The 22,394-nt window shown below is 66.3% G+C and carries 22 protein-coding genes; 4 read left to right on the top strand and 18 right to left on the bottom strand.

Annotated elements, in window-relative coordinates; translation table 11 throughout:
• Positions 1–11 precede the first annotated feature (11 nt).
• Entirely contained in the window at positions 12–584 is a 573-nt protein-coding gene (locus ACNA0R_RS17530) for a tripartite tricarboxylate transporter substrate-binding protein (RefSeq protein WP_415827320.1), read from the bottom strand.
• Between the two features lie 639 nt (positions 585–1,223).
• Between ACNA0R_RS17530 and ACNA0R_RS17525 the strand changes: the two genes are divergently transcribed.
• The 3 genes from ACNA0R_RS17525 to ACNA0R_RS17515 all read left to right on the top strand — a co-directional run bounded on the left by ACNA0R_RS17525 (position 1,224) and on the right by ACNA0R_RS17515 (position 4,980).
• Positions 1,224–2,174, top strand: a complete 951-nt coding sequence (locus ACNA0R_RS17525; RefSeq protein WP_415827319.1) for a helix-turn-helix transcriptional regulator — start codon at positions 1,224–1,226, stop codon at positions 2,172–2,174.
• 41 nt (positions 2,175–2,215) lie between these two features.
• Entirely contained in the window at positions 2,216–3,343 is a 1,128-nt protein-coding gene (locus ACNA0R_RS17520) for an aminotransferase class I/II-fold pyridoxal phosphate-dependent enzyme (RefSeq protein WP_415827318.1), read from the top strand.
• A gap of 80 nt (positions 3,344–3,423) precedes the next feature.
• Positions 3,424–4,980 carry an argininosuccinate lyase gene (locus ACNA0R_RS17515; RefSeq protein ID WP_415827317.1) on the top strand — a complete coding sequence of 519 codons (1,557 nt, stop codon included), beginning with the start codon at positions 3,424–3,426 and terminating at the stop codon, positions 4,978–4,980.
• Positions 4,981–5,035: 55 nt separating this feature from the next.
• Here ACNA0R_RS17515 and ACNA0R_RS17510 read toward each other — a convergent pair whose 3' ends face one another.
• On the bottom strand, positions 5,036–5,932 hold the full coding sequence (locus tag ACNA0R_RS17510; RefSeq protein WP_415827316.1) for a LysR family transcriptional regulator: 897 nt from the start codon (positions 5,930–5,932) through the stop codon (positions 5,036–5,038).
• Positions 5,933–6,028: 96 nt separating this feature from the next.
• On the opposite strand from ACNA0R_RS17510, the gene ACNA0R_RS17505 reads away from it, so the two are divergent.
• A complete protein-coding gene (locus tag ACNA0R_RS17505) occupies positions 6,029–6,850 on the top strand; it encodes an NAD(P)H-dependent oxidoreductase (RefSeq protein ID WP_415827315.1) in 822 nt (273 codons plus the stop codon).
• Here ACNA0R_RS17505 and ACNA0R_RS17500 read toward each other — a convergent pair.
• From ACNA0R_RS17500 to ACNA0R_RS17425, 16 genes are all read right to left on the bottom strand, one after another.
• Positions 6,802–7,584, bottom strand: coding sequence for an ABC transporter permease (locus ACNA0R_RS17500; RefSeq protein WP_415827314.1), 783 nt, complete (start codon positions 7,582–7,584; stop codon positions 6,802–6,804). The genes ACNA0R_RS17505 and ACNA0R_RS17500 overlap by 49 nt on opposite strands.
• A gap of 42 nt (positions 7,585–7,626) precedes the next feature.
• Positions 7,627–8,418, bottom strand: coding sequence for an ABC transporter ATP-binding protein (locus tag ACNA0R_RS17495; protein ID WP_415827313.1), 792 nt, complete (start codon positions 8,416–8,418; stop codon positions 7,627–7,629).
• Entirely contained in the window at positions 8,415–9,779 is a 1,365-nt protein-coding gene (locus ACNA0R_RS17490; protein ID WP_415827312.1) for an acyl-CoA thioester hydrolase/BAAT C-terminal domain-containing protein, read from the bottom strand. Before ACNA0R_RS17490 ends, ACNA0R_RS17495 begins: the two co-directional genes overlap by 4 nt.
• The gene (locus ACNA0R_RS17485; RefSeq protein ID WP_415827311.1) at positions 9,776–10,849 is read right to left on the bottom strand and encodes an ABC transporter substrate-binding protein; all 1,074 of its coding nucleotides are present in this window, start codon (positions 10,847–10,849) and stop codon (positions 9,776–9,778) included. The genes ACNA0R_RS17490 and ACNA0R_RS17485 overlap by 4 nt, the downstream gene beginning before the upstream one ends.
• 28 nt (positions 10,850–10,877) lie before the next feature.
• Positions 10,878–12,437 (bottom strand): class I adenylate-forming enzyme family protein, encoded by a 1,560-nt coding sequence (locus tag ACNA0R_RS17480; protein WP_415827310.1) that lies wholly within the window; start codon positions 12,435–12,437, stop codon positions 10,878–10,880.
• Positions 12,438–12,569: 132 nt separating this feature from the next.
• Positions 12,570–12,986 (bottom strand): PaaI family thioesterase, encoded by a 417-nt coding sequence (locus ACNA0R_RS17475; protein ID WP_415827309.1) that lies wholly within the window; start codon positions 12,984–12,986, stop codon positions 12,570–12,572.
• Between the two features lie 100 nt (positions 12,987–13,086).
• A complete protein-coding gene (locus tag ACNA0R_RS17470; RefSeq protein ID WP_415827332.1) occupies positions 13,087–14,091 on the bottom strand; it encodes an SDR family NAD(P)-dependent oxidoreductase in 1,005 nt (334 codons plus the stop codon).
• Positions 14,092–14,133: 42 nt separating this feature from the next.
• Complete coding sequence (locus ACNA0R_RS17465; protein WP_415827308.1) at positions 14,134–15,123, bottom strand: ABC transporter substrate-binding protein; 990 nt, start codon at positions 15,121–15,123, stop codon at positions 14,134–14,136.
• 52 nt (positions 15,124–15,175) lie between these two features.
• Positions 15,176–16,060, bottom strand: a complete 885-nt coding sequence (locus ACNA0R_RS17460; RefSeq protein ID WP_415827307.1) for an ABC transporter permease — start codon at positions 16,058–16,060, stop codon at positions 15,176–15,178.
• Positions 16,057–16,878, bottom strand: a complete 822-nt coding sequence (locus tag ACNA0R_RS17455; protein ID WP_415827306.1) for an ABC transporter ATP-binding protein — start codon at positions 16,876–16,878, stop codon at positions 16,057–16,059. The genes ACNA0R_RS17460 and ACNA0R_RS17455 overlap by 4 nt, the downstream gene beginning before the upstream one ends.
• On the bottom strand, positions 16,875–17,621 hold the full coding sequence (locus tag ACNA0R_RS17450) for a GntR family transcriptional regulator (protein ID WP_415827305.1): 747 nt from the start codon (positions 17,619–17,621) through the stop codon (positions 16,875–16,877). The genes ACNA0R_RS17455 and ACNA0R_RS17450 overlap by 4 nt, the downstream gene beginning before the upstream one ends.
• Before the next feature lie 223 nt (positions 17,622–17,844).
• Positions 17,845–18,948 (bottom strand): DUF1615 domain-containing protein, encoded by a 1,104-nt coding sequence (locus ACNA0R_RS17445; RefSeq protein WP_415827304.1) that lies wholly within the window; start codon positions 18,946–18,948, stop codon positions 17,845–17,847.
• A gap of 81 nt (positions 18,949–19,029) precedes the next feature.
• The gene (locus ACNA0R_RS17440) at positions 19,030–19,338 is read right to left on the bottom strand and encodes a hypothetical protein (RefSeq protein WP_415827303.1); all 309 of its coding nucleotides are present in this window, start codon (positions 19,336–19,338) and stop codon (positions 19,030–19,032) included.
• 96 nt (positions 19,339–19,434) lie between these two features.
• On the bottom strand, positions 19,435–19,746 hold the full coding sequence (locus ACNA0R_RS17435; RefSeq protein WP_415827302.1) for a hypothetical protein: 312 nt from the start codon (positions 19,744–19,746) through the stop codon (positions 19,435–19,437).
• Positions 19,747–19,837: 91 nt separating this feature from the next.
• Positions 19,838–20,731: a zinc metalloprotease gene (locus ACNA0R_RS17430; protein WP_415827301.1), complete on the bottom strand. Its 894-nt coding sequence runs from the start codon at positions 20,729–20,731 to the stop codon at positions 19,838–19,840.
• A 142-nt stretch (positions 20,732–20,873) separates the two neighbouring features.
• Positions 20,874–22,349 (bottom strand): efflux transporter outer membrane subunit, encoded by a 1,476-nt coding sequence (locus ACNA0R_RS17425; RefSeq protein WP_415827300.1) that lies wholly within the window; start codon positions 22,347–22,349, stop codon positions 20,874–20,876.
• Positions 22,350–22,394: the final 45 nt, after the last annotated feature.

Below are 22,394 nucleotides of genomic sequence, written 5' to 3'. Positions count from 1 at the left end.
CATCCCTTGCTTCAGTCGGCCTTCAGGCCGGCCGCACGGACGACCGCGCTCCACTTGTCGATTTCCGTCCCGATAAATTGCCCGAAGGCCTCGGGCGAATTGCCGCCGGCGGGGGCCTCGTAACCGCGTTCGGCGTAAGCGTGGGCCAGCGCCGGGCTGGACAGGGCTTTGTTCAGGGACGCGTTCAGGCGCGCGACGATCCACGGCGGCGTCGCCGCGGGCGCCATTAATCCAAACCAAGATTCCATCTCGAAACCGCCCAGCCCCGCCGCGGACATCGGCGGGATCTCCGGAGCGGCGGACGGTGGTAGGGCGCTGGTGGTGGCCAGGGGACGGAGTTTTCCTGTCCGGATATGCGGCAAGGCCGACGGTAGATTATCGAACATGGAGTCGACCTGGCCGGCCAGCAATGCGCTGACGGCGGGCGCCGCACCGCGATAAGGCACATGCAGGATGTCCGTCCCGGTCCGCAGCTTGAAAAGCTCGCAGGACAGGTGAATGGACGATCCCAGCCCCGACGACGCGCACGTGACTTTGCCGGGGTTGGCCTTGGCATGGGCGATGTATTCGCCCACATTGGCCACCGGCGGGCGATCGTGTCCGTCGCTCCGCCTGGGGCATACCCTAGGACCAGGGTAATCGGGCCTCGCGGATAGTCATTGGCAGTATCGCCCCAGGCGGACGACGAGGCAGGAAGCATTCCGCCCAACAGCAGGAATGCAAGCACGTGCGTACGGATTCTGTACATCAAGAGACTCCTTTTGTTCTGAGATTCGGCCCCCGCGCGCCAGCCGGCCGGCACGCGGGGGCCGATGCTAGGGAGTTCACTAAAGAGGACTGGAGAACGCGGAAAATTGAGACGAATCCCCTGGATCCTGATGCCTTTATCCATGACGGCTTTCCGTATCGGCGAAATCCTTATGCGGGCATAGTCGCCCGATTGCGGCCGGTATTGCGTCGGCTCAGTGATGCGACCGGCGACTCGGTGTTCCTGGCCGCTCGCCATAGAAGCGATTCTCTGTGCATCCATCGAGAGCTTGGCCGTTATCCGGTGCAGGTGGTCGTGGTCAGCAAGGGGTTGAAAGAATGATGGAATTGGTGGCCGAGACGCGCGCGCGGGGCTGGGCGTCGTTGGGAAACACGGCAGTCCCCGGAGCTCTGGGAGTCGGGTTCCGGCGGCTGTCCAGACTAAACTCTGGCATGACCCTGTTTGCCATCTCGTCATGCCCAACGTTTCGCTTGCGTCTTCCGATTCCTGTCTGCCGTGGGACACCATTGCCCGCCTGATCGGCGAGGCGGGAAGCCGGGCTTCGCTGGATGTCCTGTTCGATGCGCTGGCGGGCGTCGTTCCGTTCGAAATGGTATCGGTGCTGGTATACCGGGGCAGGGGGCGGCCGGTTTTGCTGTATGACAATTTCGGCGAACCGGCGCATCGGCAGGGGCTGGATAATTATCTGCGGCTGTCCTATGTGTTGAACCCTTGCTATCAGGCCTATCTGGGTGGCCTGCGCGGCGGGGTGATGCGGATACGTGATCTGCTCTCCGGCGGCGCGGCGTTGCCCGCCGATGCGTCGCGCGGCGGGCAGGCGCACCGCGGCGGCGCGGTAGTCAATGACGGAAGCGGAGCGGGCAGCGGCGGCGGCGCCGTGCCGGTCGCCATATCCGACGACGAGGAAATCGGCTATGTCACCCTCGGCTGGCCGCTCAATCGCGCGGAGGTCCTGGCCCTGGTTCCCTTGCCCGGGGACGCCGCCGCCGAGATCGGGTTGCTGCGTCCGCGGGCGGCTGGCGGATTCAGCGATGCGCACCTCCAGCACTTGCGAGCGCTGCATCCCATCATGGCCGCGGTCGTCGCGCGGTATTGGCTTGAGCATGGCAATGCGGCGGCGGCCGCCAGCGCAATGACGCCGCCGGATAGCCGCATCGACGCCGTCTTCGACGACTTCGGCAAACCACGCCTGAGCCCGCGCGAGGCCCAGGTCATGCGCATGGTGCTGCAAGGCCATTCGTCGGAATCCATCGGCCTGCACCTGGACATCTCCATCACCACGGTCAAGACCCATCGCAAGAACGCCTATGCCAAGCTCGGCATCTCCACCCAGTCCGAGTTGCTTGCGCTGTTCCTGAAGACGGCCCGCCTCCTCCCCGGGGAGGATGTCGCGCCGCCGGCCTAGCCGACATCATTAGCCTCTTTGGATTCGGACGAGGGGCTAACTTGAAATACACCCGCATGGCGATCGAGGCGCAGGCGCCGGAAGAAGTCGGCTACGGCCGCATACGGAACAATCTGTCGGAAAGCGCCATCGCCGACCGCAAGCTGGGCGAGCTCGGCGTGGACCTGTCGGACCTTACCTTGCTGTACGGCGAGCATCGCGGCGATGCGGCGCTGCGCGGGCAGATCGCGCGGCACAGCGGCAGCGCCGCGGTCCACCCGGAAGACGTGCTGGTTTGCGCCGGCGCGGCGGGGGCCTTGTTCATCGTCGCCAGCGCCTTGCTGAAGCCGGACTCGCACCTGGTCGTGGTGCGCCCGAACTACGCCACCAATATCGAGACACCGAAAGCGATCGGCTGCGCGATCAGCTATATCGATCTGTCATTCGATACCGGTTTCAAGACGGATATCGACGCCATCGAACGCGCCGTGCGGCCGGACACCGCCTACATCAGCGTGACCTGCCCGCACAACCCGACCGGTTCGATGATGTCCTGGGACGATTTGCTGCGCCTGGACGACATCGCGCGGCGCCACGGCTGCCTGGTGCTGGTGGACGAGACCTATCGCGACCTCAGCCATGGCGAGCCGTACCCGACGGCGGCCAGCATCAGCGATCGCTTCATCGCCGTATCGTCGCTGTCCAAGGCCTACGGAACGCCGGGAATACGCACCGGCTGGCTGATCACGCGCAAGCCGTCGCTGTACGAATTGTTCCTGGCCGCCAAGGAACAGATCGGCATCTGCGGTTCGGTGCTGGACGAAGCGGTGGGCGCGGCCGTGCTGGCGCAACGCGACGCCTGGCTGAAGACCAGCAATCGGCGCAATCTGCGCCATCGCGACATCGTGCGGACATGGATGGCCGGGGAACCTCATATGGAATGGGTGGAGCCGGCGGGCGGCGTGGTCTGCTTCCCGCGCCTGAAAGTGCCGGCTTCCTTCGACCTGGACCGCTTCTACCGCGGCTTGCTCGAGAACCATGGCACCTATGTGGGACCGGGCCACTGGTTCGACATGCCGCGCCGCTACATGCGGATAGGCTACGCCTGGGTGACCGAAGAGCAGTTGCGCGACGGTCTGGCGGGAATCTCGGCGGCCATACGGGAGCAGGTCGCGCCGCAAGGGGCGTGATGGCGCGGGGTCAGCGACGGTATCATCTCGGTTTTCCGGGCAGCGCGCCCGGACCGATGGATGCACAGCAAGGAGAACCCATGACCGTCGCCACACCCGAGGCCCGCCGCGCGCGCCGCGGCTCGCGCCGTTTTGCCGTCGCCGGCTTGCTTGCGCTGGCCCTGGCGTGCGCACGCGCCGATGCCGCGAACGGTGGCGCCAGCGGCTTGCACGACAACTTCTTCTGGCTGGGCCAGTTCAATAAAGCGTCCATCGTGATGACGACGGAAGCAGGCATCGTGCCGCCGGACATCGCCCAGAAAACCGCGCGCGCCGTCGCCCAGGTGATCGCCGAAGGCGACAAGCCCGGCGGCAAGCGGCCCGGCGATTATCTGCAATTGGAACCGCTGATCACTAAGATCGCCGGTCCGGACGCCACCCGCATGCATTCCGGCCGCAGCCGCCAGGACATCCTGGCCACCACGCGGCGCGTCATGCTGCGCGATCGCCTGCTGGACCTGTACGAGGCGCTGAACCAGGCGCACGCTTCCGTCAACGCCTTGGCCGAGAAGTACGCCGATGCCATCGTTCCGGCCTATACCAATGGCGTACAGGCGCAGCCCACCACCTACGGCCACTACCTGCTGGCGTTCTCCAGCGTGCTGGACCGCGATGCGGCGCGCCTGCGCCAGGTGTACGCCCGGGTGAACCTGAGCCCCATGGGCGCCGCGGCGCTCGGCACTTCCAGTTTCCCGATCGACCGCAAGCGCCTGGCCGACCTGCTCGGCTTCGACGGCGTGGTCGACAATTCCTACGACGCCGCCCAGTTTTCCCAGATCGATATAGGGGCGGAGGCCGCCAGCCTGGCCAGCACCATGGCGCTGAGCGTGGGCGCCTTCGTGCAGGACATCCATACGCAGTACCACCAGCCCAAGCCCTGGCTGATGCTCACCGAAGGCAAGTTGACCGGCACCAGCAGCATCATGCCGCAGAAGCGCAACCCCTACGCCCTGAACGACGTGCGCCTGGCGGCCAGCGAAACCGTCGGCGATGCGATGGCGGCGCTGGTGGTCGCGCACAATGTGACGCCCGGCATGCCGGACTACAAGCGCGGCCAGGCCCAGGACGCCGTGGATGCGGCCACCGATATGTACCTGAAGCTGGACGATATGCTGGGCGGACTGGTGCTGAACCGCGAACGGGCGCTGGCCGAAGTCGACGCCGATTATTCGACCACCACGGAGCTGGCCGACGTCCTGCAGCGCGATGCCAACGTGCCGTTCCGGATCGGCCACCATTTCGCCTCCGAGCTGGTCAGCTTTGGCCGCCAGAACAACCTGAAGCCGGCCGATATTCCGTATGCGGAAGCTCAGCGGATCTACGCGGCCTCGGGCAAGGCCAATGGCGTGGACAACGCCAAGCTGCCCTTGGACGAAGCGCGTTTCCGGCAGGTGCTGACCGCGCAGAACATGATTGCCTCCAGCAAGGGGCAGGGCGGGCCGCAGCCGGCCGAAGTCGCGCGCATGCTGGCCGACGCCAAGCAGCGCCTCTCGGTGGACATGACCTGGGTGCAGAGCGCGCGCGATCGCCTGACCACCGCGCAGGACAATCTGGACCGGGCCTTCGACAGCGTGGCGAATCCGCCGGCCAAAAAGTGAACCAGGTCGCGCCGCGCAGGCCGGGCCGGGCCGGGCTTGCGGCCCGACCGGCAGGTCACACCGATCGCGCGATCACGTCGCGCAACCACTGATGCGCGGGATCGCGGTGCAATCGTTCATGCCACAGCATGACCATCTCGAAGCCGGCCACCTCCAGCGGCGGTTCGACGACCTGCAGCGCGCTGTTGCCGCGCACCAGCCGCGACGGCACCAAGGCCACCATCTCGGTACTGGCCAGCACCGACGCCAGGAACAGGAAGTGAGGCACCGATAACGCCACCCGGCGCGCCATGCCCAGCCGCGCCAGCGCCGCGTCCGTCACGCCCTGGAAGCCGCCGCCGTCCGCCGAGACGATGGCGTGGTCCAGTTTGCAGAACTGCGCCAGGGTGGGGCGGCGCTTCAGCCGCGGATGTCCCTTGCGGCCAGCCAGCACATAACGTTCAACGAACAGGGGCCGGCTGCGCAGCGCGGCCGGCGCCCCGGCGCTGATATGGAAGGCCAGGTCCACGTCGCCTTGTTCCGCCTGCCGGGCCAGCGCGGGCGGATTTAACCCGAGCATCGCCAGGCGCATATCCGGCGCGGCCGCGCGCAGCGCCGCCAGCGCCGGCAGCAGTATGGTCGATCCGCCATAGTCCGTCGCCGCCACCCGCCATGTCTGGTCGGCCAGCGCGGGATCGAAGGGGCGTGTCGGCGCGACGGCCTGGTTCAGCGCCTCCAGGGCCTGGCGCAGCGGCTCGCGCAATTCGTCGGCGCGCGCCGTAGGCCGCATCCCGCGCGGACCGGGCAGCAAGAGCGGATCGCCGAATATCTCCCTGAGCCGGGCCAGCTGCACGCTGACCGTGGGCTGCGACAGGTGCAGGCGTTCCGCCGCGCGGGTCACATTGTGTTCGGCCAGCAGGGCATCCAGGGTGACCAGCAGGTTCAGGTCCAGGCGGCGCAAGGAATTGGTCATGGCAATACCTGGGATTTCAGGAATTCATTTCCAATATACCCGAAGGATGCCTATCGTGTGCCCATACGCATTCATCAGCCTATGGAGCATCCCGTCATGAACGTTCTTATCGTCTACGCGCACCCCGAGCCACGCTCGCTGAACGGCGCCATCAAGGATTTCGCCGTCGAACGGCTGGGCCAGGCGGGACACGCGGTCCAGGTCTCGGACCTGTACGCCATGAACTGGAAGGCGGTCGTGGACGCCGACGACAACACCGCGCCGCGCACGGGCGAGCGCTTCCATCCTTCCATGGACTCGAAGCAGGCCTACGAAAACGGCACGCAGCGCGCCGACATCGCCGCCGAACAAGAAAAGCTGCGCTGGGCCGATGCGGTCATCCTGCAATTCCCGCTATGGTGGTTTTCGATGCCGGCCATACTGAAGGGCTGGGTCGATCGCGTCTACGCCTATGGCTTCGCCTATGGCGTCGGCGAGCACTCGGATACGCACTGGGGCGATCGCTATGGCGAAGGCAGCCTGGCCGGCAAGCGCGCCATGCTGGTCGTGACGACCGGCGGCTGGGCTTCGCACTATGCGCCGCGCGGTATCAACGGCCCGATCGACGACATCCTGTTTCCCATCCAGCACGGCATCCTGTTCTATCCGGGCTTCGAGGTACTGCCGCCTTATGTCGTCTATCGCACCAGCCGCATCGACGCCGCGGGCTACGCCCGGATCCGCGAGGAACTGGGCCGGCGATTGGATACGCTGGCAACGACCGACCCCATTCCGTACCGCAGGCAGAACGCGGGCGATTACCTGATCCCCGAACTGACCTTGCGGCCGGAGATCGCGCCGGGGCAGTACGGCACCGGCATACACCTGCGTCAGGACGCTTCGCGATCGCCGCGCGATTCCCAGAACACCACGCGCTGATGGATCTGGCGCATCAGCATGGATCCCGCCAGGCCGATCACGGCGAGCAGCAGCACGCCGGCGAACATGGTGGCCAGGCTCATGCTGACCGAGGCCGACGCGATCAAGTAGCCCAGGCCCTGCTGCGCGGACAGGAACTCGCCCACGACGGCGCCGATCAGCGCCATCGCCACGCCTATCTGCAGGCCCGAGAAAATATCGCCCGCCGCGGCGGGCAATTTCACGTGCAGCAGCAGGTAGGCGCGCGTCGCGGAAAACGCCCGGCAGGCGTCCAGCAGATCGGTATCCGTGCGCTTGATGCCGTTGATGGTGTTGACGAACAGCGGAAAGAAGCACACCAGGGCGACCAGCACCACCTTGGACGACATGCCGAAGCCGAACCACACCAGGATGATGGGCCCCAGCGCGACCTTGGGCATGGCTTGCAGGCCCACCAGGAGCGGGTACAGAAAACGTTCGAAGGTGCGCGATTCGGCCAGCAGCGCGCCCAGCAGCACCGCCAGGCCGCAGCCGATGGCGTAGCCGGCCAGCGACTCGGCCAGGGTGGCCCAGATGTGCGGCCACAGCGTGCCGTCGGCGAATCCGCCGTACAGGGCGCGGAACACCGCGCCGGGGGGCGGCAGCAGATAATCCGGTATGGCAAAGGCCTGGATGGCCCAATGCCAGGCCGCGACGAGCACGGCGACGCTGATCAACGGGTACAGGAAAGAGGTAATGTCTAGGCGTTTCAGCATGGAGGGATGGGCCGCGCGGCGCGGTGATCGGGCGGCCTGCGGTCAGGCGGCCTGGGTTGCGGCCGCGGTATCGGCCTGGGCATGGGTGAAATGGCGGCGCAGATGCTGGCAGGCGGCATTGAAGGCCGCGTCGCCCAGCGTTTCCAGGGTGCGTGGACGCGGCAGTTCGGGACGATAGTCTTCGATGATGCGCCCGGGGCGGGGCGACATGACCAGCACGCGGTCGGCCAGGAATACCGCTTCCGGAATGCTGTGGGTAATGAACAGCACCGATTTGCGCTGCGTACTCCAGATGCGTTGCAGCTCCAGGGTCAGCGCCTCGCGGGTCAAGGCGTCCAGCGCGGCGAAGGGCTCGTCCATCAGCAGCAGGTCCGGATCGGCCAGCAGCATGCGGGCGATGCCGACGCGCTGCTGCATGCCGCCGGACAGTTCGCCGGGATAATTGCTCGCGAAGCCGCCCAGCGACACCAGCTCCAGCAGCGATTGCGCGCGTTCGCGCGCCGGCGCCGCGGGCAGGTTCATGGTCCTGGCCGGCAAGAGCACGTTGTCCAGCACGGTTTTCCAGGGCAGCAGATTGGGTTTCTGGAAGACCACGCCGGCGCGGCGGCTGGGCCGCGCCACCGTTTCACCGCCCAGGCTCACTTCGCCCTCGGTGGGATGCAGCAGTCCGGCGGCCAGTTTCAGCAGCGTCGATTTGCCGCAGCCCGAAGGGCCCAGCACGGCGACGAATTCGCCCGGCGCGATATCCAGATCGATGTCCGCCAGCGCTTGTATCCGGCCGCGCCGCGTCGGATAGGTCAGGCCGACGCGCTTGAAGCTCAATGCCGCGCTCATGCACCGGCTCCATGCGCCGCCGCGGCCGCGGCCAGGAACCGCTGCACGGCGTCCCAGGACTGGCGGTTGGCCCGTGCATTGGCGCGCGGCGTACCGCCGCCGGTCAACACCACGCCGGCGACGGGGTGGGATTTGGCGATCAGCGTGGTCGGCACGTTCGGCAGGCCGATGGCGTGGCCCGCGCCCTGGCCGCACACATGTTCGACGGGCCAGCGATGGCCATGCTCCTTCAGCGTGGCGGCGATCTGTTCGCTGAACATCGTGGACGGCCAGAAGCCGTCGTCCGTGCCGGAGACCAGCATGACCGGTCCCTGGATCTTCTCGACGGCGATGCGCGCCGCGGCGACGGCGGCGGCGTCCCGCAAGGGCGTATGGAAGGCCGGGGCCTGCCGCACCGGCTGCCCGTCGACGGGTGCCTGGTTGAACGCCGCCCAATCGGCCTGGGAATTGCCCTGCCACACATTGCGCAGCGGCTGGCCTTGCCAGGTCCAGGTCGGCGAATCCGGTGCTTCGCCGGGGGCGCCGGCGCGCAGCGTGCCATGCACGACGGCGCTGGGCACATAGGCGATGGCGGCGTTGACCAGCTCGGGAAAGCGCGACGCCAGCAGCAGCGTCAGTTCGCCGCCGCGCGACTGGCCCGTCACGGCGACGAAGCCGCCCGCCGGATCCAGGTTCGCGCGTGTCCAGCGCAGCGCTTTTTCGAAGTACTCCAGCGGCGTGCGCGAGATGTGCGCCGGCAGGCCGGGCGCCTTGAAATAACCCAGCGCGAAAGCGGTATAGCCATGCGCGGCGTACAGCGCGGCGCGTTGGCGCGGAATGCCGCCGCCCGAGCCGTTGAGCACGATGATCACAGGGCGCGGCGCCCCGCCGGCGGGGCGGAAGACCGTGCCCACCAGGCCGTCCTGGTTGACCTCCTGCCGCGCGACGCCGTTGACGACGTAGCGCTGCACCAGCGTGGCATGGGCGCTGGCCGGGGCCGCGGCGTCGGCGGACGAGCCCGCGTTTGGCGTGGCCAGGCTTTCGGCGTCGATGGCAATGGCCAGCGTGTCGACTTCATCGGTGCGTTCGGAGTGGGTCGGCGGCTGCGTGCGTTGCATGGCCCAGACGACGGCCATGGCGTCGGCACAGTCCCAGTCGCCGCTGTCCGGCGCCTGATCATCCAGGTCGACCGTGCCGTCCGCGCCGACCGTGAAAGTCGCGGAGCTTTGCCACACGCTGCCGTCCGGATGGCGCAGTTCGGCGCGCAGGCGCAGCGGGCCCGCCGGAAAGCCTGTCAGGACGATGCGGCGGTCGACGTCGACGGCGGCGTCGACGGGTTCGACCCGCAGCGTGGGATGGCCTTTACCTTGATTACCGCTCATTTGGCGGCCTTGGCCTGCGCGCGCACCGCGTCGGCATCGAAATCGTTGATCTGCTTGATGAACTCGTTGGAGAAGATCTTGTCCACCGGTACGTCGGCCGAGGGATATTCGCCGGCGGCCGCCATGGCCTGGATGCCGGCCGTGATGGCCTTCAAATCGTAATAGCCGGGCACGCGCGGCTGTCCCGACGGCGTGTAGAGCACCCGCTGCAAGCGGCGGCTCAGCAGCGTGGCCTGGTCCTTCAGTGCCTGCGCTTCGTCGCCGGCCGGCTTGGATTGCGGGTTGGCGCGCCAGAACGCCCGCACGCAGAACTCCGGATTGGCGACGCAGGCGATCTGCGCCTTGGTATAGGCGCGCGCGAAGCGCACCATCAGGTCCGGATGATCGCGAAAGGTATCGACATGGGCGATGAAACCATTGCCGGCGGTTTCCGCGAACACCGACGGGTAGGCGATGCGGCGGATGGGCGTGCCGGACATCTCCAGCATGTCGTTCCAACTGCTGTTGAAGTTCAGCGCTTCGACCTTGCCGGTTTTCAGGGCCTGGAAGCCGGCGGCCAGCGCGCCCACGGCGACGTAGTCCACGTCCTTGCCCGGGGTCAGGCCGGCGGTGCGCAGCGCGGCGCGGCCGCCGGGAATGGTGCCCCAGGTCAGGGCGCCGACGCCGATCTGCTTGCCCTTGAAGTCGGCCAGGGTTTTCACCGGCGAACTGGCCAGTACGGCGAACTCCATGGTGTTGCCCGGCACGCCGTTATAGAAGTAGCGCAACGGCAGGATGTCCTTGCCGCTGAAGTAGCTGGAGATCACCGGTTCGGAAGTCGGATAACCGAAGGTGACGCGCTTGCTGGCGACCTGGGGCAGCAAGGCGCCCGCGCCCTGGAAGACGATGGTCTTGACCGATAGATTTTCCTGCTTGAAATAGCCGAGTTCGTCGGCCGCCGCATACGGCGCGCCGTCATGCACGGCGGGCGGGATGGCCAGCGCCACGGTCACTTCATCCACGGCATGGGCGGGCGCCGCGGCCAGTGCGGCGATCAGTCCGCCCAGGGCAAATACAGTCGGAAAACGCATGGAAAGTCCTCAGGAGGGGGATGCCGCGTCAGCCCAGGCGCGACGCGGCGTCGCGCAGGAGCTGGTTGCGGTCGATCTTGTTGGTCGATGCCAGCGGCAGGTGGTCGACGAACCAGACGTGCCGCGGATGCTGGTAGGCCGGCGCGTGGTCCAGCGCATAGCGCTTGATTTCCTCGGCGTCGGCGTGATGGCCCGCGCGCAGGACAATGTAGGCCACCGGTTTCTGGCCCTTGATCTCGTCCTCGACCGGCACCACGGCGGCCTGTTGCACGGCGGGATGCTGCTCCAGCATTTTTTCCACTTCGCCGGGGTAGATGTTTTCGCCGCCGCTGACGAACATATCGTCGCGGCGGCCGACGAAGGTATAGAAGCCGTCGGCATCGCGGCGGAATACGTCGCCGGTCGAGTAATAGCCGTCGGGCGTGAACGGATCGGCCAGGTCGGGCCGCTGGTGATAGCCCAGCATCAGGCCGGGGCTCTTCATTTCCAGGATGCCCTGGTCGGGACCGTCGCCCGGCCCCGGCGCCAGCCGCAGCGAGACTTGCGGATGCGCATGGCCGACCGAGGTGGTCGGCGTCGGCAGGCCTTGCGGATGCGGGCCGAACACGACAGGGCCGCCTTCCGTGGTGCCGAAGGCGTTGATGACCCGGGCATTGGGCAGCATGGCGTGGATCTGCGCCAGCAGGCTGGCGCTAACCGGCGCCGATCCCATGCGGATGACCTTGACGGACGACAGGTCCGTGCGAGCCAGCAGATCGCGCTCGCGCAGCATCATGGCGATCATGGGCGGGACCGCGGTCAGCCAGGTACAGCGATAGCGCTCGATGCAGCGGATGTAGGCCTGGGCGGTGAACTGCGGAAGCAATACGGTCGTCGCGTGGCTGCCGACGGACAGGAAGGCCAGCGCCAGCGCGTTCATGTGATACAGGGGCGCGGCGATCAGGGCGCGTTCATCGTCCAGCGGAGTGGCCTTGCGGCGCGCCTGCACGATCCATAGGTGGCTGGCGTGGGACAGCAGCACGCCTTTGGGCTTGCCCGTGGATCCCGACGTGTACAGCATCAGCGCCACGTCGTCCGGCTTTGGACGGTAAGGGGCTTGTTTTCCGGGGCGCAGGAAGGTCAGGAAGGGGTCTCCGCTGGCGGTCGCGGTCGCCGGGCTTGCTGCCGCTGCCGTGGCCGCCGGGCTTGTCGCCGCGGGTGCGTCCATGGGTATCGCTTCCAGGCTGGCCGGCAGGCTGCCGCGGCGCGCTTCATCGAACAACACCAGCCGCGCGCCGCTGTCTTCGAGGACATAGGCAATGGTGGATGCCGGGAACTTGAAGTTCACCGGCACGGCCACCAGCCCCGCCCGCATGATGCCCAGCACCGCCGCGACATAGCGCACGGAGTTCGCGGACAGCAGCGCGATGCGGTCGCCGACGGCATAACCTCGCTGGCGCAACGCCTGCGCCACGCCTTCCGCCAGCGCATCCAGCTCGGCGTAGGTACACGGCGTTTCGCGCAGCTCCGCGTCCACGCCGATCATGGCAATGCGCGCCGGATCGGCCGACGGATCAATCAGGTCGCCAAGGTTGTAGGGTGTGTGCATATCAATCGCTAAATACCATTGCTACATAGCTGAGACGGTCTAGCCGATCGGGGACGCCGCGGATCCGGGTCCCCCCGGTCCGCCAGCGTCGCCCCCCTGGAGGGGGGAAGCGCGCAGCGCTTCGGGGGTGGGCTATGCCTGAGTCGAATACACGCCGCGGCCGCTGGCGACGAGCTTGCCGTCCTTGTCGAACACCTGTGCTTCCGCCACCGACACCTGCGAGCCGAACTTGATCACCTTGCCCTTGGCGGTCAGGTCGCCCTGGAACGCGGCGCGGTGGTAATCCACGCGCAAGTCTATGGTCGGCACACCGCGGCCGGTGCTGGAAACCAGCGCCCAGTCGGCGGTCAGGTCCACCAGCGCGGCCAGGATGCCGCCGTGGGTATAGCCCTTGTCGGCATTCACCACCCATTCCTCGCGCCACTTGGCCTTGAGTTCGATCTCGCCGGTGCCGACGGACAGCACTTCGATGCCCAGCCACTGGTGATAGGGACCGCGCAGCAGGCGCGCCTGGATGTCTTCCTTGGTGGGGAGGGTTTTTTCAGTCATGGGAGTTTCCAAATCTTGATAGGTTGTGTACCGGGTATATCGGCATGCGCCGTGTGCGCGGACACCCGGCCCATCGAGCCGGGACGCCGCGGCGGGCGCCTCAGGGATTGACGATCACCTTGCCCAGCACTTCGCGGTCGCGGATCAGCGCCAGCCCTTCGGCGGCCTTTTCCAGCGGCACGGCGCGGTCGATCAGGGGATCGACGGTGCCCTCGGCAACCATGTCCAGCAAGGCCTTCAGGTTCTCGTCGTAGAAGCTGTTCGAGCCCTTGATGTTGAGTTCGAAGCTCCACACATAGCGCAGGTCTTCCTTCGGATCATGGCCCGCCGTGGCGCCGCACACCAGCAGCGTGCCGCCACGCTTCAGGCACTTCAGCGATGGCACCCAGGTATCGCCGCCGGTGAAGTTGATGACGACGTCGACGCCGCCGTCATAGTTGCGGCGCTGCGGCTTGCCATACTGCCCGATGGCCCATTTGGAAAAATCCGTTTCGCGATAGTTGATCAGGTGATCCGCGCCCAGCTCCTTCAGCGCCTGCAGCTTGGAATCGCTGCCGGCGCAGGCGATGACTTCCGCGCCCAGCTGCTTGGCCAGGATGACGCAGGCCGTGCCGACGCCGCCGCTGGCGCCCAGGACCACCACCTTGTCGCCGGCCTTGACCGTGTTGTGCGTGATCAGCATGCGATGCGCCGTGCCGTAGGCCACGGGCAGCGCCGCGGCGTCGTCGAAGCTGACGTTGTCCGGCATGGCGATCAGCTGGCCCGCCGACACCAGGCAGTACTCGGCCATGCCGCCGTCCAGCATCTCGCCCATCAGGCCCTTGGCCTTGTTCAGCGGGTTCACCAGCACGCGGTCGCCGGTCTTCCAGCCTTCCACGCCTTCGCCGATCTCGGTGATTTCGCCCGCCATGTCCAGGCCGATGACGACCGGCAGCGGCACCTTGATGCCCGGCATGCCCTGCACCGTGAACACGTCATGGTAGTTGAACGACGAGGCGCGCACGCGGATGACGACGTGGCCCGGCGTCACGGTGGGAACCGGCTTGTCGGTGACGACGCGCAGCTGTTCGATTCCGCCGTGCTGGTCCAGGACCAGGGCTTTCATGGTTTTGCTCATGGATGCTTTCCTTTGGTGCGAGATAACGGATTACTTGATGGATTTCGATTGCTGCCAAGGGCCCGTGACGAACAGGTCGTCGTTCAGGGCGCCCTTGATGACACCGGTCTCGGTAAAGACCTGGTGTTCGCGCTTCAGCGTATCGATGTCGGCCTGCTCGAACGAAATGCGGTACATGTCGTTCCACAGCCCGGCGTAGACCTTGGCGTCGTTTTCGGGAAGATTGGCTGATTTCTGCAGGATGGCGATGACTTCCGGCTGGTGCGTCTGCGCCCAGGCCAGCGCATTGCGCATGGCGGCCAGCACCCGCGCGACGACCTCGGGATGGGCCTGCACGTATTCCGCGCGCACCGTGCCGATGCCGATATACGGCACCGACTGGCTCTTGGTCAGCTTGCCCCATTCGCTGGCGAAGCTGCCCAGCTTGGTGACCTTCAAGTCATTCAGCTGGGCGACGGTGACCGAACGCAGCGCCGCCGCGTCGACCTGTTTCTGCACCAGGAATTGCGCCAGCCGCGACTCGTTGCCGCCCACCAGCGAAAAATCGTTGGGTTTGATGCCGTAGTTGCCCGCCAGGATGGCGCCGGCGATGACCGCCACCGAACTGCCCGCGGGGGACATGCCTACCTTCTTGCCGCGCAGCTGGTCCAGCGATTTGATGGGCGAGCCTTCCGGAACCACGAATTGCACATCGGCCGGCTGGGTGGCGGCGAACACCTTCAAGGGCACGCCTTCGGCGGCGCTGCTGAACACGCCGGCGGCGGGTGCGCCGTAGGCCAGATCGATGGAATTCGACGCGAGTGCGCGCAGCGGCGCGTTCACGTCCGGAAAGCGGAAGAACTCGACGTCCAGATTCTGCTGCTTCAGGAAGGGCGTGGCTTCCAGCACGGCGCCGAAGCCCAGGCTGACGCCGCTGCTCCAGTAACCGATGCGCACCTTGTCGGCCGCGTGCGCGGCGCTGGAGCCGGCGATGGCGGCCAGGGCCAGCAGCGCGGCGTAGAGGGGTTTTCTCCATTGCATGATAGGGCTCCAGGGTCTGGGTGTATCAGGGGACGGGAAAGGTGTACGCGGATCAGACGGGCTTCCAGCGGAACAGGCGGCGCTCCAGCGGCTTGAGCAATCCGCCTTCGAAGATCAGCATCAGCACCACCAGCAGCAGGGTCCAGGCGAACACCTGGTCGGTCTGCACCAGGTCGGCCGCCTGGCGCAGGCGGTAACCGATGCCGTCCGATGAGCCCAGGGTTTCGGCCACCAGCGACACCCGCCAGCCGAAACCGAAGGCCAGCCGCGCGCCGGAAAAGAAGTAGGGCAGGATAGTCGGCAGATAGATCTTGCGCAGGATCTGCGCGCGCGACATGCGGAAGCTGCGCGCCAGGTCCACATGCAGTTTGTCGACGTTCTGCGATCCCTGCCAGACGTTGGTCAGGATCAGCGGCATCGCCGTCATGAAAACCACGAAGATGGTCGTGGCGTTGGAAATACCGAACCAGATGATGGCGAACACCGCCCAGATCGCCGACGAGACGGTGTTCATCACGGCCAGCAGCGGATCGAAGAAGGTTGCCAACACGCGGCTGGAGCCCAATGCCAGCCCCAGCGGCGTGCCCACCGCGGTCGCCAGCACGAAGCCGATCAGGATGCGCATCAGGGTAGTCAGGACATCGTGCGCGAAGGTGTCCGAGCGGGCCAGGTTCACCAGCGCCTGGATCACTTTTTCCGGCCCGGGCAGCACGAACGCCGGGACGTGGGATGCCGCCAGCGACCACAGCACCACGAAAACGATGGTCAACGCCGCGCGCTGCGCGAACAGCCAGCCCAGCCCGCGCCACATCCCGTCAGGCGCTTCCTGGCGTGACAGGCTGATGCTGGACGCATCCAGATCGGCCGCGCCGACGGCCAGGCTCTTGTCGTTTACGGCGCTCCGGCCGGCCGCGCCGCTGTCCGCTCCGTTGCTCATTGATGTACCTTCATGCGCAGTTGGCGCGTATGTTCGGCCACGTCCTTGTCCGTCGGCGTGCGCGGGCGCGGTAGCGCCACCGTGTCGATTTCGCGGATGCGGCCGGGCCGGGGCGCCATCAACACGATGCGGTCGGCGAGAATCACCGCTTCCTCCACGTCGTGCGTGACGAAGAGAATGGTCATGTTCTTCAGCGCCTGGATGCGCAGGACTTCTTCGTGCATCTGCGTGCGCGTCTGCGGGTCCAGCTTGGAGAACGGCTCGTCCATCAGCAGGACTTCCGGTTCGATCACCAGGCTGCGGGCCAGCGCCACGCGGCTGCGCATGCCGCCGGAAAGCTGGTGCGGCCAGGCGTCGCTGAATCCGGACAGGCCCACCATTTCCAGCACCGCGTCGGCGCGGCGGCGGCGTTCGGCGGCGGGCGTGTTGCCCGCTTCCAGCCCGAAGCCGACGTTGTCGCGCACGGTGCGCCAGGGCAGCAGGCGGTCTTCCTGGAACATATAGGCCATGCGGCGCCATTGCCCATAGGTGGCCAGCGGCTGTCCCGCCAACAGGATGTCGCCGCTGTCATAGGGCTCCAGTCCGGCGACGATATTGAGCAGCGTGCTTTTGCCGCAGCCGGAGGGACCGAGCAGCGCGACGATTTCGCCGTGGTCCACGGCGAAGGAAATATCGCGCAGGGCTTCCAGCGCGCCGAAGCGCTTGGTCACATGGCGCACGTCCACGGCGTGCGGGTGGCCGTCCGCCGACGTGTTTCCGGGCCCGGGCATCGTGCCGGCGTTCGTATCGGTTCGCGGCTGTACGGCGGCCAGGTTCATCGTCTACTCCCGTTCAATGCCGCGGGCACGGGAATGGCCGCGCCGGTTTGCGCCAGGCTGGCATAGAGCTTTTCCAGCGTCATCACCTGGAAGGTCTCGATATGCCGGCGTGCGATGGTTTCCGCCCGCTTGCCATCGCCTTCGGCCAGGGCGTCGATCATGGCGTTGTGATCGTGCTTGATTTCAGGCTTGGTCCGCTGCACGCCGAAACCCAGCGCGACCAGCCGGGACATCTCGTCCATCAGCTGGCTGAGCAGGCGATACAGCCGCTCGTTGCCGCAGGCGGCGGCGATGGCCAGGTGAAAGGCCTTGTTCGCGTCCATGAACACGTCGATCTGGTCGCTCAGCTGCAGGACGGGATGCGGCACACGGCATGCCGCCTCCAACCGCCGCAGCAGGTCGATATCGACCCGGCCGGCCGCCAGGCGGGCGGCCAGCGGCTCGACCTGGACCCGGAGGGTGAAGACTTCTTCCACGTCGCGCAGGGTGATGGGCGTGATCTGGTAGCCCTTGCGCGGCCTGGAACGCACGAAGCCTTCATGGGCCAGCCGCACCAGCGCGATCCGGCAACTGGTCTTGCGGATGCCGTAGGCCTCCATCAATTCGGGCTCGGTGACGAAGGCGCCCGGCGCCAGGCGGCACGACAGTACATCGCGGCGGATGCGCGCATAGGCGTCGTCGCCGGAACTCAGTGAGGGTTCCGGGGAAGGGGCCTGCGCGGCGCGAGAGGATGACGTGAGCATGGTGGTGGGGCTTCATTGCATCCGTGAGCAGCTCACAGACGCAATGAAAAGCGTCTACAACACCCCCATTCTATGGACGACCGGGCTCCGTGCTAACTAAGAAATTACCCTAAGCATATTTCTCGGATGTTGGTCAGCGCCGCTGAATATCCCATGTGGATATAAAGGGTATTGGCCCGGCCCTTTGTGTGCTTACTGGCACACGCGCCCGCCGCCATCCTGTTCACCCATCCCGCCCCATGCATTCTTTCCAGCGCGTGTTGACGCGTTCGGCGAACCATGCCGTGGTCAGCTGGCGGGTGATTTTCGGGCTTTGCAGGGTAATACGCGGCAGCACGGTGCGGGGCAGGGGCGCACCGGCGGACTTGTCGGCGATCTCGAAGACACGCCGGTACAGCATGGTTTTTTCGAAGTCCTGGCGGTCGCCCGCGCGCAGGTCGCGGCGGATGGCGTCTTCGCTCATGTCCAGGCGGCCGCGCAGCGCGCGCAAGGCGCGCTCGGTTTCGCCCGGCTCGACGGAGTTTTCGCGCAGCACGTCGCCGTCCAATGCCAGCGGGATGCCGGTGGCGCGGCTGACGGCATTCTGGAAGGCGGCGTTGCGGCTGGCGTACCAGCCGGCGTTGTAGTCGGCGAAGCGGTAGATCATGGCGTCGTAATGAGCGGGATAGCCCAGCAGATGCAGGGTGCCGAAATACGCGCCGCCACGGCGGGTGAAGACCTCCTTGCGCACGCCCTGGTCCAGGGAATACGGATAGCCCTTCGCGTGGGCTTGCGCGAAGTCGACGCTGACCTGCATGGGACCCGCGGTGTGCACCGGGTTCAGCCCGCCGAACAATTGCCGGCCCATGGGCACCATGCCGATGAAGTCCTCGTATATATCGCTCAAATCGCGCTCGGTGCGCACGGCGTCGAGGCGTTGGCTATAAGTCTTGCCGTTGGGCGAGGTCAGGCCGAGCGCGGCATCCACCAGCAGACCGGGGATGTGCATGCCGGACGCGCGGCGATTGATCTCGGCGCGCGCTATCTTCGGCAATCCAGGCACCGCCGGGTCGGCGCGGAAGCTGGATTCCTGGGCAATGACGGCAATGACCGCGCATTGGTTGGCCGGTGTCGCGGGAATATCCTGGGCATCGAGGGCGACCTGGATGTCGCCCGCCCATCCCGCCGGATCGGCGATACCGGCCGGCAGGCGGCGGGCGACTTCCGCGCGGACCTGGTCCGGTCCCCGCGGCACGGGTTCAGATGTCCTGGTGGCGCAGCCGGCCAACCATGACAAAGCGGCCGCCAGGCACATGCCGGCCAGCCTACGCTGGAATAGAGCCATCATCTCTCGTCGTGGCACGCAAACCTGCGATGCTACGCGAGCCGTGCGATGGACGCCACGGGCGCTTCGCCGGCGCGGCGGCGGTCAATCCCTCCTGATGCTGAGGCCCATGACGCTCGCGGGATTGGTCGTGGTGTTACACAGCACCAGCACGCGCGTCCCATTCACGGCGGCGACCTGGAGCAGATCCAGCAGGATGCGTCTTTGCTCCGGCGTGAGCCCGGGATCGAACGTATAGTTCATCGGGTATTCGACCAGGGAGAAAAACGGCTGCGCGCCGAAGTAGCTGATGTACTGCACCTGCCCCGCATTCGGCTGGCAGTCGGCGTTGGCCAGGCGGGAGAAGAACGTGAGTACCGCGGCCATCGCGAAAAGGCAGGTGTTTTTCTTCATCGTGTCGCTCCGGCGGTCCACCGAGTGGCGCTCGGCGGGTGATTTGTGTTCCTTCCGTCCGATAGGGTATCCATGTCGATGCCGTCGCCGTGCGTGTCAGTTTGTCCTGACGCTGACCCCGCCGACGTTGGGCGGATTGGTGGTGGTATTGCACATGACCTGGACCGTTTTGCCCGTCGTGATGGCGATCTGAAGCAGATTCAGCACGATCCGGCGCTGTTCCGGCGTGAAGTTCGGGTCGAAGGTGTAGTTGTTTCCCGGAAATTCCACCAAGGCGAAGAAAGGCTGGGCGCCGAAGTAGCTGATGTACTCCACGTGTCCTGTGTTTTCATCGCAGTTCGCGCTTGCGAGCCGCGAGAATGACATAAGGATCGCGGCCAGCGCGAAGAAGCGTATTTTCTTTGTCATGGTCCAGCTCCTGGGTGTTCGTTGAGCAGGCGACGGCAGCACGCCTCTGCCGGTGCCCGGGGTCGTGTTGTGTCTTGCGCACAGCGGTGCGTCAGTTCTCATCGTGCGACGGGCCACCGTCATTGATATACGGCGGCTTGATGCACATCAGCACCGAACCGCAAACAGCGCTTTCGGTCGCATTCAGCTCCATGATCGCCGACGCTTCCTGTGTCGCGATCGCGATGTCGTCCGCGGTCACCAGCCGCTGCCCGGCGGCGGGCTGGAAATTCGCATCGGGGACCTCGGCCAGATTGTTCAGCTCCGCGAATAGCCGGCGGATAAAGAAGGAGCCATCCGCGGTCATGACAGGCACCATCAGATCCGCGGGACTGATCGGGACTCGCACCGAGAAATCCGAATTCACGCCGTCGTGCTGCAGACCCAGGGCATGGCCGAGTTCGTGTTTCGCCGTGAATCGGGTCATGAAATTCAACAGCGGGGCGGAGCTGTCTCCGCCCCCTTGCATGAAGCGCGAGTGCGCGGCCCAATTGCTGCTGGTAATGGCCCTTGACCACTCGTTCCTGTAGATCTTGATCGTGGTCGGAATATTGCCGTTTATCAGGGATGTGCCCGCGTAGTCGAGGACTTGCGGGACGCTGGATGGATTGTCCGTTACGGTGACGACAAGATTGGCCTGGCTGGGATCATCGACGCGGGTGATCTGCAGCACGCCCACGATGTCCGCCAACGCGGCCTTCCACTCGGCGATCGCTTCATCTATTTTGGCGCTCCAGTCCACGCCGACCGCTCCGCCGTTCACATCGAACTCCATGTAGGAAGTTGTCGGATCGACGTAGATGCGAAGCTGATGGTTGTAGGCGTCGATTGCGCTGAATATGTGACCGCTCCAGTCATGCAGAAACGGGACTGTCGACATCGTCTGCGCGTCGGCCGGCGCGGCGAAGAAAAGTGCGGCTATTGACGAGAGCAGCAGGCGTTTCATTCACGGCAACCGTTGCGGTTCATGGGCCTTTCCCGTTTGCGCGGAGACCGGGCATGGCGGGAAGCTTAGTGAAACGGCGAAGAAGGCCTGTTCAAAAACCGCGGATTCGTTTTGATTGCCCGACGGATCGCGCGCCCGATGTTCAACCCGCCTGCCAGCCCAGGCCCAGGCTCTTTTGCAAGGACACGAAATCCTGCAGCAGTTCGGCCTGGCCGGCGACGACGTCCTGCTGCGCGGCGAATTCGCTGCGTTGGGTGTCCAGCAGATCGATCAGCGTGGCTACGCCGGCGCTGTAGCGCTGGCGCGTCAGGTCGGCGGAGCGTTGCGCATAGTCTTGCACCTGGCGCAGGCGCACCAGGTGTTCGCGCTGATGACCGTAGCGCGACAGGGCGGTGTTGGCATCCTGCAGCGCGGCCAGCACGGTGTGGGCATAGCGCGCTTCGGCCTCATCGCGCGAGGCCTCGGCCGCATGAATGGCGCCTTGCGTGCGGCCGAAGTCCAGAATGTTCCATTGCAGATAGGGCACGCCCACCCAGCTGAAGTTTTCTTTGCGCGCCAAATGGCCCAGCGTGGACGCGCTGAAGCTAATGTCGCCGAACAGCGTCACCTTGGGAAACAGGTCCGCCACGTGTTCGCCGATCTGCGCGTTCGCCGAGGCCAGCCGCCGTTCGGCGCCGCGTATGTCCGGGCGCTGCCGCAGCATCGCGGCCGGATTGCCGACCGCGACGCGATCCGGCAGGGCCGGCAGTGGCGCGCTGGCGCTCAGTTCCTGGTCCAGCGCGCCGGGTTCGCGACCGGTCAGCACGGCCAGGCGGTCCAGCGATTCGTCGATCTGGGCCTCCAGCGGCACCAGCGTGGCCCGCGTCGTCGAGACCTGCGTGGACAGGCGCTGTACGTCGACATCGGCCGCCGTGCCGCGCGCGCGCCGCTGCTCCGTCAGGTCGAGCATGCGCTGCTGCAGCTCGGCGGAGCGGCGGGCCAGCGCCAGTCTCTGCTGTTGATCGCGCAGGCTGATATAGGCTTGCGCGACCTCGGCCGCCAGCGACACCTGGGTATCGGCCAGGTCCGCCCGCACGGCATCGGCTTCGGCGGAGGCGGCTTCCACGGCGCGCCGCGTGCCGCCGAACAGGTCCAGCTCCCAGGAAGCATCGAAGCCCGCGGTGTAGAACTGGACCGGACCCCGCCCGGACGAGCCGTTGTTCGAACCGTCGCCGTTGCCTTGCGATCCCTGTGTCAGGGCGGACGTGTCCGGCGCGCGTGTGCGCACGGCGGCGCCCACGGCGCCTACCGTGGGCATGCCGTTGGCCGTGGCCTGCTGCAATTGCGCGCGCGATGCCCGCAGGCGGGCCTGCGCGGCATGCACGTCGGGGTTGTGCGCCAAGGCCTGGTCGACCAGGGTATTCAACAGCGGGTCGTTCAAGGCCAGCCACCATTTGCTGATCGCCGGACCGGTGGCGACCGCCACGCTTGGCGTCCGCACGAACGCCGCCCGGGCGAGGGCGTCCGGAGCGGCGTCGGGGGCGCCGTGGTAATCAGGACCAACGGTGCAGCCGGCCAGCGCCAGCCCGGCGATAACGGCGACGGCCACCGTACGGATGGTCCCGGGTTCTGCATGCATAACGTCGTGCCTGTACATAAGTTTCAGTGGCCGGAGTCAAAGGGC

The organism is Bordetella sputigena, from assembly GCF_965137885.1.
In the GTDB taxonomy this organism is placed as follows: Bacteria; Pseudomonadota; Gammaproteobacteria; order Burkholderiales; family Burkholderiaceae_B; genus Bordetella_C; species Bordetella_C sputigena.
The sequence above is the reverse complement of the archived record's forward strand: the minus strand, read 5'-3'. Positions and strand labels throughout refer to the sequence as shown.

What these genes read in the sequence shown, in the direction of transcription:
- ACNA0R_RS17435 (WP_415827302.1), bottom strand. Translation starts at nt 19,746, where the DNA reads ATGACAAAGAAAATACGCTTCTTCGCGCTGGCCGCGATCCTTATGTCA.
- ACNA0R_RS17525 (WP_415827319.1), top strand. Translation starts at nt 1,224, where the DNA reads ATGCCCAACGTTTCGCTTGCGTCTTCCGATTCCTGTCTGCCGTGGGAC.
- ACNA0R_RS17510 (WP_415827316.1), bottom strand. Translation starts at nt 5,932, where the DNA reads ATGACCAATTCCTTGCGCCGCCTGGACCTGAACCTGCTGGTCACCCTG.
- ACNA0R_RS17475 (WP_415827309.1), bottom strand. Translation starts at nt 12,986, where the DNA reads ATGACTGAAAAAACCCTCCCCACCAAGGAAGACATCCAGGCGCGCCTG.
- ACNA0R_RS17505 (WP_415827315.1), top strand. Translation starts at nt 6,029, where the DNA reads ATGAACGTTCTTATCGTCTACGCGCACCCCGAGCCACGCTCGCTGAAC.
- ACNA0R_RS17460 (WP_415827307.1), bottom strand. Translation starts at nt 16,060, where the DNA reads ATGAGCAACGGAGCGGACAGCGGCGCGGCCGGCCGGAGCGCCGTAAAC.
- ACNA0R_RS17515 (WP_415827317.1), top strand. Translation starts at nt 3,424, where the DNA reads ATGACCGTCGCCACACCCGAGGCCCGCCGCGCGCGCCGCGGCTCGCGC.
- ACNA0R_RS17495 (WP_415827313.1), bottom strand. Translation starts at nt 8,418, where the DNA reads ATGAGCGCGGCATTGAGCTTCAAGCGCGTCGGCCTGACCTATCCGACG.
- ACNA0R_RS17430 (WP_415827301.1), bottom strand. Translation starts at nt 20,731, where the DNA reads ATGAAACGCCTGCTGCTCTCGTCAATAGCCGCACTTTTCTTCGCCGCG.
- ACNA0R_RS17450 (WP_415827305.1), bottom strand. Translation starts at nt 17,621, where the DNA reads ATGCTCACGTCATCCTCTCGCGCCGCGCAGGCCCCTTCCCCGGAACCC.
- ACNA0R_RS17500 (WP_415827314.1), bottom strand. Translation starts at nt 7,584, where the DNA reads ATGCTGAAACGCCTAGACATTACCTCTTTCCTGTACCCGTTGATCAGC.
- ACNA0R_RS17425 (WP_415827300.1), bottom strand. Translation starts at nt 22,349, where the DNA reads ATGCATGCAGAACCCGGGACCATCCGTACGGTGGCCGTCGCCGTTATC.
- ACNA0R_RS17480 (WP_415827310.1), bottom strand. Translation starts at nt 12,437, where the DNA reads ATGCACACACCCTACAACCTTGGCGACCTGATTGATCCGTCGGCCGAT.
- ACNA0R_RS17465 (WP_415827308.1), bottom strand. Translation starts at nt 15,123, where the DNA reads ATGCAATGGAGAAAACCCCTCTACGCCGCGCTGCTGGCCCTGGCCGCC.
- ACNA0R_RS17490 (WP_415827312.1), bottom strand. Translation starts at nt 9,779, where the DNA reads ATGAGCGGTAATCAAGGTAAAGGCCATCCCACGCTGCGGGTCGAACCC.
- ACNA0R_RS17440 (WP_415827303.1), bottom strand. Translation starts at nt 19,338, where the DNA reads ATGAAGAAAAACACCTGCCTTTTCGCGATGGCCGCGGTACTCACGTTC.
- ACNA0R_RS17485 (WP_415827311.1), bottom strand. Translation starts at nt 10,849, where the DNA reads ATGCGTTTTCCGACTGTATTTGCCCTGGGCGGACTGATCGCCGCACTG.
- ACNA0R_RS17470 (WP_415827332.1), bottom strand. Translation starts at nt 14,091, where the DNA reads ATGAAAGCCCTGGTCCTGGACCAGCACGGCGGAATCGAACAGCTGCGC.
- ACNA0R_RS17445 (WP_415827304.1), bottom strand. Translation starts at nt 18,948, where the DNA reads ATGATGGCTCTATTCCAGCGTAGGCTGGCCGGCATGTGCCTGGCGGCC.
- ACNA0R_RS17455 (WP_415827306.1), bottom strand. Translation starts at nt 16,878, where the DNA reads ATGAACCTGGCCGCCGTACAGCCGCGAACCGATACGAACGCCGGCACG.